The sequence below is a fragment of the Gammaproteobacteria bacterium genome, assembly GCA_040183005.1.
Classification (GTDB): Bacteria; Pseudomonadota; Gammaproteobacteria.
The window spans coordinates 1,514,113-1,532,253 of the sequence record JAMPIW010000007.1 but is presented as its reverse complement, the minus strand read 5'-3'; the positions used below and the strand labels follow the sequence as shown (position 1 = coordinate 1,532,253).

Below are 18,141 nucleotides of genomic sequence, written 5' to 3'. Positions count from 1 at the left end.
TTCATCATATCCTGTAGGTTCACCTGTTTGGTGGGGCCGCTACGGGGTGGATTGCACGGTTTTCAGTGCGCATGGCAGCGTTGCAACTCCTTGGAATGGAACAACCATTCCGCGTCGTCGCGCCTTGCCCTGCACCCCGAAAACCGCGCACTCCACCCCGTCCAACTGCCGTTTTTAGGTTTAATTCTCTTGTACTTTTGAGATGTGGGCTATCGCCGTGATGCGCTGGCGCCGCAGTTTTTCGGCCAATGCTTCGCCCACAAGGCCCTCCGCGACCAGCGCCTTTGCATCTACGGTTTGCGAGGCCTGCAGGGCGGCGCGGAAGATGTCGGCCTGCGGATAAGGTTTTTCCTCATAGCCGGGACGGCCCCGGAAGTCCGCCTCGCAGGCCAGCAAAAAACTCTCGAAACGCTGCGGGCGGCGCAAGGCGTCGAGTGCTTGCAGGGTGTCAAGCAAGGTGGATGGGCGCAGCTCGGCGGCGCGGTGACAGTGAGTATGGTATTTTGCTGTGAGTACGGCGAGATCGCGGTAGTCACCAGGCACGCGCCAGTGCTTGCACATGGCCTTCGCCAGATCCACGCCGCGCGCCTCATGGCCGATATGGCGCGGCCATTCCTCGGGTGGCGTGGTGCCCTTGCCAAGATCGTGCAGCAGCGCTGCAAAGCGCACCTGCGTATCGGGAGACAGGCGCGCGGCCTGATCCAGCACCAGCATCACATGCACGCCGGTGTCGATCTCGGGGTGGTGTTCGGGCGGCTGGGGTACGCCGAACAGGCGGTCGATATCGGGGAACAAACGTGCCAATGCTCCGCAATCGCGCAGCGTCTCGAAAAAACGCGAGGGTAGCGCCTCGCCCAGCGCGCGCACCAGCTCCGTCCATACCCGTTCCGGCACCAGCGCATCGGCCTCGCCCGATTCCACCATCTGGCGCATCAAGACATTGGTCTCCTCGGCAACATGGAAGCCCAGCGGGGCAAGCCGTGCGGCAAACCGTGCCACACGCAGGATGCGCACCGGGTCTTCGACGAAGGCGGATGAGACGTGGCGCAAGCGCCGCTGGCGCAGATCTTCGATACCACCGTAGGGGTCGATCAGCGTGCCATCGGGGGTTTCGGCCATGGCGTTAATAGTCAGGTCGCGGCGCACCAGATCATCTTCCAGGGTGACGTCGGGCGCGGCATGCACGCTAAAGCCCTTGTAACCCGGCCCAGTCTTGCGCTCGGTGCGGGCGAGGGCATACTCCTCGTGCGTGCCCGAATGCAGAAAAACCGGAAAATCCTGCCCCACCTGCTTGAAGCCTTGATCCAGCATCTGTTGCGGCGTGGCGCCCACAACAACCCAGTCCCGGTCCTGCACGGGCAGGCCGAGCAGTTTGTCGCGCACCGAGCCACCGACTTGATAGATTTTCACTTGATCCCTTGGTTATCGTAGTGTAGCGAGCTACACAAGCATCTGTTTGCGTGAGGCTTGGATGTACCTTCACGCCGCCATGGAATGTATTATACGCTGTCAATCCTACACACAAGCCATTGCCAGACAAAGGAGTCATAAACACCCATGGCCAGAGCTAAAGCAGCAAAAGAAATAAAAGAAGAGCCATTGGAAAAGCAACTCTGGAAGGCCGCCGACAAGCTGCGCAAGAACATCGATGCCGCCGAATACAAACATGTGGTGCTGGGGCTGATCTTCCTCAAATATATCTCCGACTCTTTCGAGGAGATGTTCAACAAGCTGCAAGCAGGCGAAGGCGAGTATGCCGGTGCCGACCCGGAAGACAAAGACGAATACAAGGCAGAAAATGTCTTCTTTGTGCCGCCGGAGGCGCGCTGGTCTTTTCTGCTGGCCAAGGCCAGGCAGCCCCGCGTCGGCACCTTTGTCGATACGGCGATGGATGCCATCGAAAAGGAAAACCCCTCGCTCAAGGGCGTGCTGCCCAAGGTGTTTGCGCGGCAAAACCTCGATCCCACCAGCCTGGGCGGATTGATTGATCTGGTGGGCAATATCGCGCTGGGCGATGCCAAAGCCCGCAGCGCCGATGTGCTGGGCCATGTGTTTGAGTATTTCCTGGGTGAATTCGCGCTGGCCGAGGGCAAACAGGGTGGCCAGTTCTACACGCCGCGCAGCATTGTTGAATTGCTGGTCGCCATGCTTGAACCCTACAAAGGCCGGGTGTTCGATCCCTGTTGCGGCTCGGGCGGCATGTTCGTACAGTCGGAAAAGTTTGTCGAAGAGCACCAAGGCCGCGTCAACGACATCTCCATCTACGGGCAGGAGAGCAACCAGACCACCTGGCGGCTAGCCAAGATGAGCCTCACCATTCGTGGCATCGACAGTTAACAACGAAGGCTTCTTCCTCAACGACGCCCATAAAGACCTGAAAGCCGAACATCACAGTTTCTTTACTACCTTTTAATGACACCTGTGGTCAGAGGGAAAATTACGTCTGCGACGAATGGTTCAACTGTAAATATGTTGGCGATTGACGGTCTGCAACGACCAGATTTTAAGTTGCCACCACAAGAAAAGGTTGCAGAATTTTCAGTGATGGTTAAATCATGGTGGAATAAGAAAGAGATCAATCAATCCAAAATCCGCACCCTCGAAAAACTCCGCGACACCCTGCTGCCCAAATTGATGAGCGGCGAAGTCAGGGTGGCCGCATGAGCATGAGCATGATCGTGAACCTGCCGCTTTCAAGCCATAAGGGAGAAACGCCATGAGTCAATCAAATGGACAAATCGCCATTTATCAGGCCGGGGACAGTCGAACGCAGGTTGAGGTCCGGTTGGAGAAGGAGACACTCTATAGTGGACCCCAGTTTTCGGACAGTAAATTAAGATGGTAGCCTGCTGTAAAAAGGAGCAGGTCATGAGTGAAACGAAGCGGAAGAATTTTAGTGGTGAGTTGAAGGCCAAGGTTGCACTTGAAGCGATCCGAGGGGTCAAGACAGCGAACGAAATTGGTCAGGAGTTTGGGGTTCATCCGACCCAGGTTGGGGTATGGAAGAAAGATCTCCTGGAGCAGGCATCCAGCCTGTTTGATGCCAAGCGCGGCCCGAAGCCTGCCGACCCCTCGGCGAGTCCTGAGCGACTCTACTCTGAGATCGGGCGGTTGAAGATGGAGCTGGACTGGCTCAAAAAAAGTCCGGGATCAGCCAGTAGCGGCGCGTAAGCAATGGATCAGCGCCATCGAGCCACTGACGTTGACCCGGCAATGTGAACTGGCGGGTATTGCCCGTTCCACCGTCTACGCGCCGCAAATGGCCGCGAAACCGGGCGAACAGGAATTAGCGTTGTTATCGGCGATTGATGCCGAATACACACGGCATCCGTTTTACGGCAGCCGCAAGATGCGGCATTACCTGCGAGGTTTAGGTCACAATATCAATCGCAAGCGGGTGCAACGGTTGATGGGACTATTGGGACTGGCAGGCATGGCGCCGGGGCCGAACACCGGCCGACCGCACCCGCAGCACAAGGTTTATCCGTATCTGCTCAGAGGCGTGGTGGTGACACGACCCAACCAGGTGTGGAGTACTGACATTACGTATATCCGCCTGACGCGGGGGTTTGTGTACTTGGTGGCAGTGATCGACTGGTACTCACGCAAAGTGCTGGCATGGCGATTATCGAACACGCTCGACAGCGTGTTCTGTGTGGATTGTTTGGGGCAGGCGCTACTGGCCTATGGCATCCCCGAGATATTCAACACCGATCAGGGCTGCCAGTTTACCAGTGAAGCTTTTACGGGCGTCCTCAAGGCGCGCGGTATTGCCATCAGCATGGACGGACGTGGGCGGGCACTGGATAACATCTTTGTGGAGCGGCTCTGGCGTAGCGTCAAACACGAAGATGTGTATCTGAAAGGCTACACCACGATGCCTGAATTACTGCTGGGATTGACGGAATATTTTGTGTTTTATAACACAGAAAGAATACACCAATCATTGAACTACATTACGCCTGATGAGGTTTACCGTACAGCGAGCGGAGGCGGTGCAAGCATTGTAGACAAATTCAGTGAGACAGAAAAAACTCACTCAAAAATAGAAGCAATAACGGGGCAGCGCCGTTCTGCTGCATGTGAAAGGTTACCCTCTTAAACTCGATGCATTATTGTCTTGACTGTGGGGTCCACTATACTCTGGCTGACGCTGAAACAGATGGCGGATCTGTTTGACCGTGACAAGTCGGTTATTTCAAGACACTTGAAGAGTATCTTCGACACGGGCGAGCTGTCTCGGTTTGAACTGTTGCAAAAACTGCAACAGTTCAAACCGAGGGCGGCAGGCAAGTCAGTCGTGAAATCGAGTATTTCAATCTGGATGCCGTCTTATCGGTAGGTTACCGGGTCAATTCCATCAAGGGTACGCAATTTCGTATTTGGGCAACCCAACGCCTGCGCGAGCATCTGGTGCAGGGCTACACGCTGAACCAGACCCTCTTCGACCAAAACGCCGCCGAGTTGCAACAGGCGCCGGCCTTGATCCGCAAGACGGCACGCTCGCCGGAATTGAGCGCAGAGGCGGGCAGCGGGTTGGTAGAGATTGTCAGCCGCTACACGCAAACCTTTCTCTGGCTTCAGCGTTACGATGAGGGAATGCTGGCCGAACCCGGCGGACAAGCGGGCGGCAACCTGCCGTGCGAAGTGGAGGCCATGGCGGCCTTGCAGGCATTGAAGCAGTCGCTGCTGGCGCGCGGAGAGGCGACCAGTCTGTTCGCCCAGACGCGAGGGGATGGGCTGGCGGCGATTCTGGGCAATCTCGAACAGACGGTGTTTGGTGAGCCTGCCTACCCGACAGTGGAAAGCAAGGCGGCGCACCTGTTGTATTTTGTGGTGAAAAATCCCCCGTTTTCTGACGGCAACAAGCGTAGCGGGGCATTTTTGTTTGTGGATTTTTTGCATCGCAATGGCCGTTTGCTGAACGCGCAAGGGGAGGCGGTGATCAACGATACCGGCCTGGCGGCACTGACGCTGTTGGTGGCGGAATCTGACCCCAAGCAAAAAGAAACCCTGATTCGCCTGATTATGAATATGCTGGCCGTACCGGGTAACGCGCCATAAGGGGAAAGTTTTGAGCAAACTTACTGAATCCGCCATCGAAGACTTTGCCATCAAGTTGCTTGAGCGTCTGGGCTATAGCTATGTCTACGGACCGGACATTGCCCCCGATGGCGATAACCCGGAGCGCAACCATTACGACGAAGTGTTGCTGATCGGGCGCCTGGAGCAGACCCTGCGGCGCATCAACCCCGGGCTGCCGCTCTCGATGTTGCAAACCGCCCTCAAGGAGGTGCGACGCATTCATTCACCCGACTTGCAGGCTAATAACGAGGCCTTTCATCGCCTGCTCACTGAAGGGGTGAAGGTGAGTTACCAGCAAGACGGCAATGAGCGCGGCGATCTGGTGTGGCTGATCGACTTTGCCAACCCGGAGAACAACGAGTTTGTGGTGGCCAGCCAGTTCACGGTGATCGGCCATTCTGATCGCCAGGAGCACCAGAACAAGCGGCCCGATCTGGTGCTGTTCGTCAACGGCATCCCGCTGGTGGTGATCGAGCTGAAAAACGCTGCCGATGAAAATGCCACCATCAAGGCGGCGTATCAGCAGATAGAAACCTACAAGCAGACCATTCCCAGCCTGTTTACCCCCAATGCCTTTTTGGTGATTTCCGATGGGCTGGAGGCCAAAGCCGGTTCCCTGTCGGCAGGTTTGTCGCGTTTCATGGCCTGGAAAAGCGCCGATGGTAAAGCGGAAGCCTCGCCTCTGGTTAGCCAGTTGGAAACCTTGATTCAGGGTATGTTGAACAAGGCCACCCTGCTTGATCTGGTGCGCCATTTCATTGTGTTTGAAAAGAGCAAGAGGGAAGACCCGAAAACTGGCGTGATCAGTATCAGCACAGTGAAGAAGCTGGCGGCCTATCACCAGTACTATGCGGTGAACGCGGCGATAGCCTCGACCCTGCGGGCGGCGGATATGGGCGCTGGCCTGCGCGCGGGCGAAACCCCGGCCAGCTATGGCTAATCAACCCAAGGGTGACAAGAAAGCCGGCGTGGTGTGGCACACGCAGGGCTCGGGCAAGTCGCTCTCCATGGTCTTCTACGCTGGCAAGATCGTGCTGGTACTGGATAACCCGACGGTGCTGGTGATTACCGACCGCAATGATCTGGACGACCAGTTGTTCGATACCTTTGCTGCATCCGGGCAGTTGTTGCGACAGGAGCCGGTGCAGGCAGAAAACTGTGGACAGTTGAAGGAGTTGCTGAAGGTCGCTTCCGGTGGTGTGATCTTTTCCACTATCCAGAAATTCCAGCCCGATGCGGGCAATGTGTATGAGCAGTTGTCGGACCGCGGCAATATCGTGGTGATTGTCGACGAAGCTCACCGAACTCAATACGGCTTCAACGCAAGAACCGTGGACGAGAAAAACGCCAGCGGCGAGGTGGTTGGCAAAAAAGTGGTGTATGGCTTTGCCAAATACCTGCGCGATGCGCTGCCCAATGCCACTTATCTTGGCTTTACCGGCACACCAATTGAAAAAACCGATGCGAACACCCCGGCAGTGTTCGGCAACTTTGTGGATATCTACGATATAGCGCAGGCGGTGGAAGATGGCGCTACGGTGCGGATTTTCTACGAAAGCCGTCTGGCAAAGGTGGGCCTGAGCGACGAAGGCAAAAAACTGATTGCGGAGCTGGATGAAGAGCTGGACCTTGATGATCTCACCGAAACGCAGAAAGCCAAGTCCAGGTGGACCAAAATGGAGGCGCTGATTGGCGCGGAGCAGCGCATCAAGAACATTGCCCAGGATATCGTGAGCCACTTCGAGGCACGGCAGGAGGTGTTTTCCGGAAAGGGCATGGTGGTAAGCATGTCACGGCGGATTGCTGCCGATCTGTATGAAGAAATCACCAGGATCAGGCCCGAGTGGCACACTGGCGAGCTAACCAATGGCGTCTCAAGGTGGTGATGACGGCTTCATCCAGTGATGGGCCGCTGCTCGCCAAGCACCACACCACCAAGGAGCAGCGCAAGCTGCTGGCCGAGCGCATGAAAGACGCTGAAGACCCGCTTAGGCTGGTGATTGTGCGTGATATGTGGCTGACCGGATTTGATGCGCCGAGCATGCACACCCTATACATCGACAAGCCGATGAAGGGGCACAACCTGATGCAGGCGATTGCGCGGGTGAATCGGGTATACAAAGACAAGCCTGGCGGCCTGGTGGTGGATTATCTGGGTATTGCCGCCGATCTCAAAGAGGCGCTCTCCTTCTACTCCGATGCCGGCGGCAAGGGCGATCCTACCCTGGCGCAGGAACAGGCGGTGGCCGTGATGCTGGAAAAGCTGGAAGTAGTCTCCGCCCTCTATCACGGCTTTGCCTATGAAGACTATTTCGAGGCCGATACGGCCCGGAAGTTGTCGCTTATTCTGGCAGCAGAGGATCACATTCTTGGGCTGGAGGATGGTCGCAAACGGTACATCAACGAGGTGACTGCCCTCTCTCCGGCGTTTGCCATTGCGGTTCCGCATGAGTAGGCACTGGATGTGATGTATGAAGTGGGTTTTTTTCAGGCGGTGAAGGCCCGTCTGGCCAAATTTGACAGTACGGGAGAAGGTCGCAGTAACGAAGAAATAGAAACAACCATTCGCCAAGTGATTGATAAAGCGCTGGTGTCGGAACAGGTGATTGATATCTTTGACGCGGCGGGCATAAAGAAACCGGATATTTCCAACTTATCTGATGAGTTCCTTGCCGATCTGAAAGGCTATGAACACAAAAATGTAGCTCTGGAAGTGCTGAAAAAACTGCTTAACGATGAACTGAAGGCACGCGCCAAGAAAAATCTAGTGCAGAGCAAATCCTTGATGGAAATGTTGGAAAACGCCATCAAGAAATATCACAACAAAATTCTGACTGCCGCTGAGGTGATGGAGGAGCTGATCAAAATCAGCAAGGAAATCGTCGCCTCTGATGATGAAGCCAGGCAGATGGGCTTGAGCGATTTTGAATACGCGTTTTACACCGCCGTGGCCAATAACAACAGCGCACGAGAGCTGATGCAAAAGGACCAGTTGAGAGAGTTGGCTGTGGTGCTGACACAAAAGGTGCGTGAAAATGCCTCTATCGACTGGACGATCAAGGAGAACGTGAAGGCCAAACTAAAGGTGATTGTGAAACGTACCCTGCGCCAGTATGGTTACCCGCCCGACATGCAGTTATTGGCGAGAGAAACGGTTTTGAAGCAAGCCGAGATGATTGCTGGTGAGCTGATGGGCTAGTCACAAAGGGTATAATTCACACGCGCACGTCAAATCTAAGAGGCTGCTGGGATGGCGTGGTCACGCGCCGCGAGATTGATCTCGGACTCGCCGACAGCGAATCCAATCGCACTACACCGGTCGATGACATCGCCAAAGAGTTTGGCCGACGAGAGAGCCGGGGCCGCGTTAGCGACCCCACATAGCCGCTTTGAGCGGCTCACAAACTAAAGTCTCCGGCTTTGCCTGAGGATATTTAATTAAGTACCAAGGTCAGCTTTTGCCCCGGTCTCATGCTCTTGATCTTGGCGGGGGTGTTCCACTTGCGTAGCTCGGCGAGGGTGACATCAAAGCGGTCGGCGATGTGGGTTAGCGTATCGCCAGGGCGTATCTTGTAGCTGATGCGGCGCAGGGTGGTGTCTGCTTTGGCCAAGGATGATGAGGCGCGGCTGAGGGTCAGGCGCTGTGGGGTACCTGCTCCGGAACGTATTACCAGTCGTTGTCCAGCGCTCAGTCTCGACTTTGGGGTTAGATCGTTCCAGACGGCCAGTTCTCGGGGGGTTACGCCAAACTTGCGGGCGACCTTCCACAAAGTGTCGCCACGGCCCACGGTGTGCGATGCAGCCTTGGTCTTAGCCTCATCCGTGCTGGATGTGTTCTGAGAGACCTGTAGGGGCGGCATTGAATTTTGAGCAATGCGCAAAGCATAGCTGCCCAGATCGCTGGTTGCCACTGGTACGAGCAGGTCGGTGCTGGCGCGTGCGATATCGCTGGTCAGTTTGTTGATCTGGCGCAACAGCGTGGTGGTAGTTCCATAAAGACTTGCTATATAGTCAAGGGACTGTTTTTTCTGGACATGGTGGCGTGTCCAGGTGACGCGCTTCTCGGTCGGCAGAGAGGCGAGCTTGGTTTTGAAGGTTGCCACCTTTTCGATGGGCAGCAGCAGGTGATGAGGCCCGTCGGGATCAGTGACCCAGCGGTTAAAGCCGGGGTTAAGCCGGTGGACTTCTTCCAGTGGGACGTCAGCCAATTCCGCAGCCAGTGCCAGGTCAATTTGCTTTTCAGTGGTGATGGACGTTAGATAAGGTTGGTTCGGCACGGATTTCAGCGTGACGCCGAATTTTTCCGGTGCGGCGACAACGTCAGTGATCGCAAGCAGCCAAGGCACGTAGCCCTGCGTTTCTACCGGGAGCTGTAGCGACCAGAAATCAGTGGGTTTGCCCGCTGCGGCGTTTTTGTTGACGGCGCGCATCACGGCGCCTTCGCCTGCGTTATAGGCGGCCAGCGCCAGCAGCCAGTCACCCTGGAAATCGGCGTTAAGTTTCTGCAAGTAGTCGAGCGCGGCGCGGGTCGAGGCGTGGATATCGCGGCGGCCGTCATACCACCAGTTCAATTTCAGGCCGTAGTTTTTGGCCGTAGACGGGATAAACTGCCAGATTCCCGCAGCCTTGGCGTGGGAGTTGGCAAGTGGTTGGTAGGCGCTTTCGACGATGGGCAGCAATGCGAGCTCCGAAGGCATGCCGCGCCGCTCGATTTCCTCCACGATATAATGCAAATAGGGCGTGGCGCGCCCGATGGTCTTGTCCAGATAAGCCTGACGGCTGGCATACCAGTTTTTGCTGGACTGAACGCGAGGATGATCGCGGTCAGGCAGGCTGAAGCGGGTGCGGATGCGATTCCACATGTCCGGGTTGTTTGGGGTGTCACCTATGCTGGCAGGACTTGCCATGCTTGCGCGCGGATCGGTTGATGCCGCAGTCGCTAGAACGAGCGCATCCGTGTCCGATTTTTTCTTGGGCGCGCCTATTAGTAGTCCAGTGGAAGGGCGTTTGGCCTGTTCAGAGCCGGATTTTTGATTGACTAATAGGGTGCTATCCGAGAGCGCAACATTGGTGATGCTTACCGGAGCGGGCTCCAAGTCGGGTTGTGCGGCGAGGGTAGCAACACCCTCCCATAGGTCGGGCAGCGCTTCGCCGGGAATGCTACGGATTGATGATGCGTCACTTGCACCCGCCGGGCGTTGTGCCAAAGCGGATTCGAGAGCGGTGACAGGTGTCAAGGCTGATCCTTGGTGCGACTGGGCCTGTGTGCGGTCAGCCGGGTGTGTGGTTGTGCCGGACACCTTGCTTTGCTGCATGGCGCAACCGCCAAGGTAGAGCAGGATTGTGCTAGACAAACACAAGTTCAACAAGCGTCGCGTCTGGCTTTTATCTGCGCCCATAATTCCTCCAGTCCGGTTACAAGCCGGAATTGTACCTTATAAACACATCCCAAGTAACCCTGGAAGTCATAAGGCATTAAAGTTGATGCTTTTTAAAATATACAACCATATGAAATACATGAAAATATTGTATTGGCAATGATTGTGGATCAATCCAGCGTATCTTTCCAGTAACGTACCACGGCAAATACCTCCTGCTCGGAGGCAAGCCGTTTATCCGCGAATTTTTCCGCCGCCGCAATAACGCCAGGAACATGGCAGCGCAGAAAAGGATTGGTGAGCAATTCAAGCTCCAGGGTGGACGGTACTGTGGGGTGTCCATTCGCCCAGCAGCGTTCGGCATCCAGCAGGCGCGACCGGATATCCGCGTTTTCCGGCTCCACCTTCATTGCAAACGTCAGATTCGCAAGGGTATATTCATGCGCGCAATATACAAGTGTATTCTTCGGCAGCGCGGCGATTTTCTTTAACGATTGGTGCATTTGTGCCGCCGTACCTTCAAACAATCGTCCACAACCTGCACCGAATACTGTATCGCCGCAAAACAGCATGCCATGGCCGTAATAGGCAATATGCCCGGCGGTGTGGCCGGGAACATCCATGATGATGAATTTTACTTTATCCCCCTGAAGTATAATGTGATCGTTTTCACGTAACGGGTGAGTGATTTCAGGAATGCGCTCCAGCGCGGGGCCATACACGGGGATGGCGTAGCGCTTCACCAGGGTGCGTACCCCCCCGATGTGATCATTGTGATGGTGCGTCAATAGGATGGCGCTGGGGGTGATCGACAGCTCGGTTAACGTATCAATGACGGGTTCGGCGTCGCCAGGATCCACGATGACGGCCTGGCGCCCGGTTTTTTTGGTGCCATCATTACAAATCAACCAGATATAGTTGTCGGTGAAGGCTGGAATAGTGAGTACAGTAATCATGCGTGGCGATCAATGAGGTTGGAATAACAAAACATTTTATGTTCTCAGGGATTAACGGCAGGGTCAACGTCTATAGTCTGACACATCTGATGGAAAGCACGTTATGCTAGCAACTTGTGGACCAGAGTGATGATCCTAAAAACGGCAGTTGACCGCCACTCTGGACAGTTGGCAATATGCTTTTAGTGAATTTCATCATATCCTGCAGGTTCACCTGTTTTGTTGGGGCCGCTACTGGGTGGATTGCACGATTTTCAGTGCGCATGGCAGCGTTGCAACTCCTTAGAATGGAGCAACCATTCCGCGTCGTTGGCGCCTTGCCCTGCACCCCGAAAACCGCACACTCCACCCCGTCCAACTGCCGTTTTTAGGATGATATGAAATCGACGTTTGATCACAGAGCCCCCCCCGGACTCCGCCGCGACTTGCGTGCCTGGTACGCCCATGGCATAGGCCATCTGCTGCTGGAAACCGAACGCGGGCAACTGGATGAGGTATTGCCAAACCTGTTTGGCTATCACCTACTGCAGGTTGGGCGCATACACCATGAAGACCTGCTGGCGTCCAGCCGCATCTCCCATCGGGTAGTGCTGGATGCCGATGCGGTGGCGGGGGACTCTCCAGCCAGTGTGTTGCGCGCTTGCGCGGATGAGCTCCCTATCGCTACAGACAGTGTGGATGTGGTGGTCTTGCCGCATACCCTCGAATTTGAGCCTGATCCCCACAGCGTGTTGCGCGAGACGGAGCGCATTTTGATTCCGGAGGGGCATGTGGTGGTGCTGGGATTTAATCCATGGAGTTTTTGGGGTATATGGCGGAGACTGTTGGCTCGCCAGGGTGCGGCCCCCTGGTGTGGGCGTTTTCTGGGGTTGATGCGAATTAAGGATTGGCTGGCCTTGCTCGGGTTTGATGTCATTCTGACGAGCCAATATTTTTTTCGTCCCCCCTTGCAACGGGAAGGGGTGATGCGCAAGCTGTTATTCATGGAAAAAGCAGGGTCGCGGTTGTGGCCTCATTTGGGCGGGGCCTACATGGTGGTGGCCAAAAAACGGGTAACCACCATGACGCCGATCAAGCCGCGCTGGCGCCCCCGCCGCAGCCTGATGGCGGTCCCTGCGAGACCTTGCGCTAGGAGCATGAAACGTGTCTGATGTGGTAGAGATTTATACTGATGGAGCGTGCCGTGGCAACCCCGGCCCTGGGGGGTGGGGTGCACTGTTGCGTCATAAAGGGCGCGAGAAGTCACTCTATGGCGGCGAGAAATTCACCACTAATAATCGCATGGAACTCATGGCAGCGATTGTGGCGCTGGAGTCCTTGAAGAAGCCCTGCGAAGTCCGCTTGACCACCGATTCCCAATATGTGAAAAAGGGGATCACGGAATGGCTGGCGAACTGGAAAAAGCGCGGCTGGAAAACCGCCGCCAAAGAGCCCGTCAAAAACGCCGATTTGTGGCAGCGTCTTGAAGCAGCGGCACAACGGCACGATGTTGCTTGGCACTGGGTGCGGGGACATACTGGGCACGTGGAAAATGAACTGGCCGATCAGCTTGCCAACCGTGCTATTGATGAAATGAAATAATGAAGATGTGATCCACGAAAAACACGAAAGCCACGAAAAAATGGGTTTGGCGTGTATTGGGAGATGGACGGTGGCTTTCTCGAGCCTGTCTATTCTCCCCAGCAACCGAACGGATTGTGTTGTAAATATTTTTCGTGCCTTTCGTGTTTTTCGTGGACGGTGCATAACATCAATGAAATAAGGTAAATACCAATGCGGCAGATCATACTGGATACGGAAACCACTGGCCTGGACCCCGCGCAGGGGCACCGCATCATCGAAATCGGTTGCGTGGAGCTGGTCAACCGTCGTCTTACAGGTAATCACTACCATCAATACCTGCAGCCCGACCGCGAGATCGATGCCGGGGCATTTGACGTGCACGGCATCAGCAATGAGTTTCTCATCGACAAGCCCCGCTTTACCGATGTGGCTGACGAGTTTCTCGATTTTATCAAAGGGGCGGAGCTGATCATCCATAACGCCCCCTTTGACATCGGCTTCATCAATGCCGAGTTTGTCTGGCTGGGGCAGTCTCACGGTGCGGTTGCTGATCATTGCGCCGTCATAGACACCTTGGCGTTGGCCCGTAAGCTGCACCCAGGTCAGAAAAACAACCTGGACGCGTTGTGCAAGCGCTACCACATCGACAACAGCCGGCGTGAGTTGCACGGCGCCTTGCTGGATGCTGAGATACTGGCCGATGTCTATCTGGCGATGACTGGTGGACAGGCCACCCTGTCCCTGGACAGTGGGCTGGACGCAAGGCAGGCGTCACGTCAGGCGATCCGTCATCTTGACCCGGCCCGACCCCGTTTGAAGGTGATCCAGGCAACAGCGGATGAGCGGGCTGCGCATGAGGGGCGGCTGGATGCTATCGACAAGGCGAGCGGCGGGACGTGTGTCTGGAGGAGCGTATAGTTCAGGCTATAAACGGCTTGGCAAATGCAACGATGTCAAGTATGTTGATTGTTGAGTTTGTTGCTGTGTTATAGGATTACCTTGCGTGGTCGGGTGTTTTTTCGGGTTAGTATTTGTTGTGGAATGTAGAGAAAAATAAAAAATTCAACGGTGGGAGGTACGGCGATGAAGCGGCATAGAGTGTCGGTGTCATTTGGGAAGGGATGCCGTTTGTTGTTTTGCGGCGTGGGCATTGCTCTTGTTACCGTCGGGCACGCTGCGGAACCGGTTGATAGCCCTCCTGCAGCCGCAGCTCCCGCGTCGGAGCAAACCGTTCCTTCCCCAACGCCCATCCCCGGCGATGCCTTAAGCCCGGACCGCCTGGTGCTGGCTGCAACTTACGGCCATGACAAGGTGGTGCGCTATATGCTCGAGCGCGGCATGGACGTAAACTCCAAGGATATGTTCGGCACCACCGCATTGATTGCAGCCGCCACTGCTGGCCAGGGTGCGATCATTGACATGCTGCTTAAGGCGGGCGCCGATGTGAAGGCAAGCACCAACGTGGGGCATACCGCTCTTATGGGTGCTGTTACAAAAGGTGATATCTCGATCACCAAGCTCCTGCTCAATGCGGGTGCGGAGGTCAACGCCAAAAACAACCGGGGGGAAACCGCGTTGTTCCCTGCCGTCCAATACGGCAATATCAGGTTGGTGGAGATGCTGCTGGCGGCGGGGGCGGACCCGAATGTGGCGAACACGCTTGCGCTTTCGGCAGGCGACAGCGGTTATACACCGCTGATGTACGCCGCACGGCATGGCCTGATGTCTGCCGATGGCCCTTGGCACGACATTACCAATGCCCTGCTCGCCAAAGGGGCCGATCCCAATCTCAGAGACGCCCATGGCGGCACGGCGTTGAGCCTTGCGGAACGCAATCAATATGCGGACATTGCCCACACCTTGAGACAGGCCGGTGCACGCAAAGAGTCGGCTTATACCAGCCTAACCCTGGACGATGCCTTGATCAAGGCATCAAGGGACGGCGATGTCGACAAGGTAGGCCAATTATTTGAAGAAGGCGCACGGGCAAATATCAAAAACAGGGCTGGCGTGACCCCCTTGCTGGGCGCGGCGCTGGCTGGCCATACGGCGGTTGTGCAGCGTTTGGTCGAGCATGGCGCCAAAGTCAATGCCGTGCCGGATGGCTTGCGTGACTGGGCTATCTCCGCCTCAAGTGTTTCGCTGGCCGATCAGGAGATAGTCCAAGCCGCTTCGCGCGGTGATACGGCGCTGATCATCGCCGTGCGTAATGCCCGCACGGAGACAGTGCGTTATCTGCTCGATCACGATGCGGATATTAATCGCCCCAACCACCGGAATGAGACCGCCCTGTTTGTCGCCGCCGAATTGGGGCGCGGCGACATCATGCGTTTGATGTTAAGCAAAGGCGCGGACCCCAACGCAGTGGAGCAAGAAAACCGCACCAGTTCGTTTACCGTCGCAATGAGCGCCATCGGCAGGAACACGGTGTTGATCAAGGCCGCGCAAAGCGGCCATGCCGATGTCGCCCGGATTCTGCTGGATGCAGGCGCGCGGATTGATGCGCGCGGCTTTATGGGGAAAACCGCCCTCTTCTGGGCGGTGGAGCGCAGCCATGCAGCGGTTGCTCAAACGCTCCTTGAACATAAGGCCGATCCAAATATCAAAGACGTTTCCGGGCTCACCCCTCTCATGGTTGCAGCGGCGAACGGCTCATCCAAAGTTGCAGAGCTTCTTCTGAAAAACAAGGCCGATGTTAACGCATCGGAGGGTGCCGACCTTGGTGCCGGCGGCAGCGTGTTTGGCGTGTCCGGTACCACGGCCCTGATGTTCGCCGCTCGAGCCGGCCATACGGAGGTTGTGCAGATATTGTTGAAAGCCGGGGCCGATGTCAGCGCCATGAACAGCAACGGCAGCAGCGCCCTCAAGGAGGCGGAAACGAACGGGTACGCGAAGATCGTGGAGATATTGAAAGCGGCGGGGGCATAATGCTTGTGAAACATAATCTGGAAGGCGCCAAGAATGGATAACCAATGACGGAAAAAGTGATAATGGCGGCGGTCGTCTTGATGACCTACCTTCTCATGCTCGCCGCTTTTTTCAAGCCGCAGCACCGCAAGTTTCACGTCTCGACTATGATCTTCGTCATGTTGTTTGATATGGGCATACCCGTCTACCTCTATATCTATCGTGACTGGTATACCCGCCTGTTTCTGCATGGAGATATCTCATCCTTTCTGGTGTGGATGCATTTCATTATGGTGTTGTCCCTCTATATCCTGTATGTCTTCCAGATCCAGATAGGGCGCAAATTACTGCGCGGTGACACCGAGAGCAACCTGCGGGTGGATCACCGCGGACAGGGGAAAGGTATACTTGTGACGAGGGCGCTTGCGCTTCTGACAGGGGCATTATTAATAGAGCCGGATCCGACGCACTAGTGGTCTGCGTGCCACTCAGTATTTTTAACCAAAATCCAACAGGAGCTTGCAACATGAAAAAACCAGGAACCTTCGCCGCCACTCTGCTCGTTCTGGGTGTGGGTTGTTGTGTGAATGGCGTGGCATATGCCGAAACAGCGAAACAGGAAAAATCAGCGATGACAGAAACGGCGAAGATTACCCAATTGGTGAAAACCGACGTCAAGGTGGGCACAGGAAAAGAGGCGGTGCCCAACAAGCTGGTGATCGTGCATTACACCGGCTGGCTTTACGACGCCAAGGCCCCCAACAACCATGGCGCCAAGTTTGACAGCTCGCGCGATCGTGGTCAGCCATTCGACTTTCTGCTGGGCGGTGGGCAGGTCATCAAGGGATGGGATCAAGGCGTGGCAGGCATGAAAGCAGGCGGTCAGCGCACTTTGATTATTCCACCTGAAATGGGCTATGGCGCACGCGGTGCGGGCGGCGTGATCCCGCCGAATGCCACGCTGGTGTTTGATGTGGAACTGCTCGACGTTAAATAATAAGCCTGAAAACCTCTTTTTATCCACAAAAGACACGAAACTCACGAAATAAAACAAAAACATGGGCTGCTTCAGCAGATCACCAGATGGGCGGTGAGTAATACGCGATATGTATTTGAATATTTTCGTGTTTTTTCGTGAATTTCGTGGATAACCGGGTTTTTCAGGACAAATCGAAGTCCCTATTTTGTGCGAGGGGGAGGGCCGGAGTGGTGGTAAGATACCCTGTTTCAAAGGGTGAAAAACCATGCCGCACTCCAATTTGCTCTACCAGGATCTCACCCCGGACCGGTTACTCAACGCCGTCGAGAGCATCGGATTGCGCTGTGATGGGCGCATGCTCGCGCTCAACAGCTACGAGAACCGCGTCTACCAGCTCGGTATCGAGGACGGCGCGCCGGTTATCGCCAAGTTTTATCGGCCCAACCGATGGTCAGACGAGGCGATTCTCGAAGAGCACGCCTTTACCCTGGAGCTTGTCGACCGCGAGATCCCAGTAGTCGCGCCCTTGGCCGATGAGGCTGGTCATACCCTGCATGAATTCGAGGGGTTCCGTTTCGCCCTCTTTCCGCGCCATGCGGGCCGCACCCCCGAGCTGGATGATCCCGACACGCTGGAGTGGATGGGCCGCTTCATTGGCCGCATCCATGCCATAGGCGCCATCACGCCGTTCCTTCACCGTCCCACGCTCAATATCGAGAGCTTCGGTGACGAGCCCTTTCACTTTCTTATGGGGCATGGCTTCATCCCGCCCGATCTGGAATTGAGCTATCGCAGCGTGGCAGAGGATGTGCTCGCGCGGGTGCGCGAATGCTACGCACAAACTGCCGGAATTACCAACATCCGCCTCCACGGCGATTGCCATGCCGGCAACATCCTCTGGACAGAGGCCGGCCCGCACTTCGTGGATTTCGATGACTGCCGCATGGGTCCGGCGATACAGGACCTCTGGATGCTGCTGTCTGGCGACCGCGCCGCCATGAACGCCCAGTTGCTTTACGTCATCGACGGCTACAGCGAATTTTATGACTTCAACCCCGCGGAGTTGCGGCTGGTGGAGGCGCTACGCAGCCTGCGCGTCATCCACTATTCCGGCTGGCTCGCCCGCCGCTGGGAAGACCCAGCGTTCAAGATGGCCTTCCCCTGGTTCAATACGCAGCACTACTGGCAGAACCAGATTCTTGCATTGCGCGAGCAGATGGCGGCGCTGGACGAGCCGCCGTTGCAGCTGCTTCCAGGGTATGTTTGACATCAG

Annotated in this window: 13 protein-coding genes and 3 pseudogenes; 12 read left to right on the top strand and 4 right to left on the bottom strand. The window is 55.9% G+C overall.

The genetic code is table 11. The annotated features are described in order from the left end of the window. Nucleotides 1-180: 180 nt before the first annotated feature. Entirely contained in the window at nt 181-1,410 is a 1,230-nt protein-coding gene (locus tag M3A44_13160; GenBank protein ID MEQ6342556.1) for a multifunctional CCA addition/repair protein, read from the bottom strand. A gap of 147 nt (nt 1,411-1,557) precedes the next feature. Between M3A44_13160 and M3A44_13155 the strand changes: the two are divergent. The 5 genes and pseudogenes from M3A44_13155 (at nt 1,558) to M3A44_13135 (ending at nt 8,284) form a co-directional block, all read left to right on the top strand. Then, nucleotides 1,558-2,386 (top strand): annotated as a pseudogene (locus tag M3A44_13155) (type I restriction-modification system subunit M). Between the two features lie 83 nt (nt 2,387-2,469). Continuing rightward, complete coding sequence (locus tag M3A44_13150) at nt 2,470-2,664, top strand: hypothetical protein (GenBank protein ID MEQ6342555.1); 195 nt, start codon at nt 2,470-2,472, stop codon at nt 2,662-2,664. A 204-nt stretch (nt 2,665-2,868) separates the two neighbouring features. Beyond that, nucleotides 2,869-4,102, top strand: a protein-coding gene (locus M3A44_13145; protein MEQ6342554.1) for an IS3 family transposase whose coding sequence is annotated in 2 segments (ribosomal slippage) — nt 2,869-3,161 and nt 3,160-4,102 — 1,236 coding nt in all. Because the reading frame shifts where the segments join, the coding sequence is not laid out codon by codon here. Between the two features lie 9 nt (nt 4,103-4,111). Next, nucleotides 4,112-5,064, top strand: a pseudogene (locus tag M3A44_13140) (virulence RhuM family protein). Between the two features lie 10 nt (nt 5,065-5,074). After that, nucleotides 5,075-8,284: pseudogene (locus tag M3A44_13135) on the top strand (type I restriction endonuclease subunit R). A 35-nt stretch (nt 8,285-8,319) separates the two neighbouring features. Here M3A44_13135 and M3A44_13130 read toward each other — a convergent pair. The 3 genes from M3A44_13130 to gloB form a co-directional block, all read right to left on the bottom strand. Beyond that, complete coding sequence (locus M3A44_13130) at nt 8,320-8,487, bottom strand: hypothetical protein (protein MEQ6342553.1); 168 nt, start codon at nt 8,485-8,487, stop codon at nt 8,320-8,322. 32 nt (nt 8,488-8,519) lie between these two features. Then, entirely contained in the window at nt 8,520-10,484 is a 1,965-nt protein-coding gene (locus M3A44_13125) for a LysM peptidoglycan-binding domain-containing protein (GenBank protein ID MEQ6342552.1), read from the bottom strand. A 149-nt stretch (nt 10,485-10,633) separates the two neighbouring features. Continuing rightward, the gene (gene gloB / locus M3A44_13120; GenBank protein MEQ6342551.1) at nt 10,634-11,419 is read right to left on the bottom strand and encodes a hydroxyacylglutathione hydrolase; all 786 of its coding nucleotides are present in this window, start codon (nt 11,417-11,419) and stop codon (nt 10,634-10,636) included. A 377-nt stretch (nt 11,420-11,796) separates the two neighbouring features. Between gloB and M3A44_13115 the strand changes: the two genes are divergently transcribed. From M3A44_13115 to M3A44_13085, 7 genes are all read left to right on the top strand, one after another. Further along, a complete protein-coding gene (locus M3A44_13115) occupies nt 11,797-12,570 on the top strand; it encodes a methyltransferase domain-containing protein (protein ID MEQ6342550.1) in 774 nt (257 codons plus the stop codon). Next, nucleotides 12,563-13,000, top strand: coding sequence for a ribonuclease HI (gene rnhA / locus M3A44_13110; protein ID MEQ6342549.1), 438 nt, complete (start codon nt 12,563-12,565; stop codon nt 12,998-13,000). Before M3A44_13115 ends, rnhA begins: the two co-directional genes overlap by 8 nt. Nucleotides 13,001-13,192: 192 nt before the next feature. Continuing rightward, nucleotides 13,193-13,900, top strand: coding sequence for a DNA polymerase III subunit epsilon (dnaQ, locus tag M3A44_13105; GenBank protein ID MEQ6342548.1), 708 nt, complete (start codon nt 13,193-13,195; stop codon nt 13,898-13,900). A gap of 165 nt (nt 13,901-14,065) precedes the next feature. After that, entirely contained in the window at nt 14,066-15,910 is a 1,845-nt protein-coding gene (locus tag M3A44_13100; GenBank protein MEQ6342547.1) for an ankyrin repeat domain-containing protein, read from the top strand. Between the two features lie 44 nt (nt 15,911-15,954). Beyond that, on the top strand, nt 15,955-16,362 hold the full coding sequence (locus M3A44_13095; GenBank protein ID MEQ6342546.1) for a hypothetical protein: 408 nt from the start codon (nt 15,955-15,957) through the stop codon (nt 16,360-16,362). Between the two features lie 53 nt (nt 16,363-16,415). Then, on the top strand, nt 16,416-16,886 hold the full coding sequence (locus tag M3A44_13090; GenBank protein MEQ6342545.1) for an FKBP-type peptidyl-prolyl cis-trans isomerase: 471 nt from the start codon (nt 16,416-16,418) through the stop codon (nt 16,884-16,886). 247 nt (nt 16,887-17,133) lie between these two features. After that, nucleotides 17,134-18,135 carry a serine/threonine protein kinase gene (locus M3A44_13085; GenBank protein MEQ6342544.1) on the top strand — a complete coding sequence of 334 codons (1,002 nt, stop codon included), beginning with the start codon at nt 17,134-17,136 and terminating at the stop codon, nt 18,133-18,135. Nucleotides 18,136-18,141 lie beyond the last annotated feature (6 nt).

Bases quoted from the DNA above. Each gene is read 5' to 3' on its own strand.
- dnaQ (MEQ6342548.1), top strand. From the start codon at position 13,193: ATGCGGCAGATCATACTGGATACGGAAACCACTGGCCTGGACCCCGCG.
- M3A44_13100 (MEQ6342547.1), top strand. From the start codon at position 14,066: ATGAAGCGGCATAGAGTGTCGGTGTCATTTGGGAAGGGATGCCGTTTG.
- M3A44_13115 (MEQ6342550.1), top strand. From the start codon at position 11,797: ATGAAATCGACGTTTGATCACAGAGCCCCCCCCGGACTCCGCCGCGAC.
- M3A44_13095 (MEQ6342546.1), top strand. From the start codon at position 15,955: ATGACGGAAAAAGTGATAATGGCGGCGGTCGTCTTGATGACCTACCTT.
- M3A44_13090 (MEQ6342545.1), top strand. From the start codon at position 16,416: ATGAAAAAACCAGGAACCTTCGCCGCCACTCTGCTCGTTCTGGGTGTG.
- M3A44_13125 (MEQ6342552.1), bottom strand. From the start codon at position 10,484: ATGGGCGCAGATAAAAGCCAGACGCGACGCTTGTTGAACTTGTGTTTG.
- M3A44_13150 (MEQ6342555.1), top strand. From the start codon at position 2,470: ATGTTGGCGATTGACGGTCTGCAACGACCAGATTTTAAGTTGCCACCA.
- M3A44_13085 (MEQ6342544.1), top strand. From the start codon at position 17,134: ATGCCGCACTCCAATTTGCTCTACCAGGATCTCACCCCGGACCGGTTA.
- gloB (MEQ6342551.1), bottom strand. From the start codon at position 11,419: ATGATTACTGTACTCACTATTCCAGCCTTCACCGACAACTATATCTGG.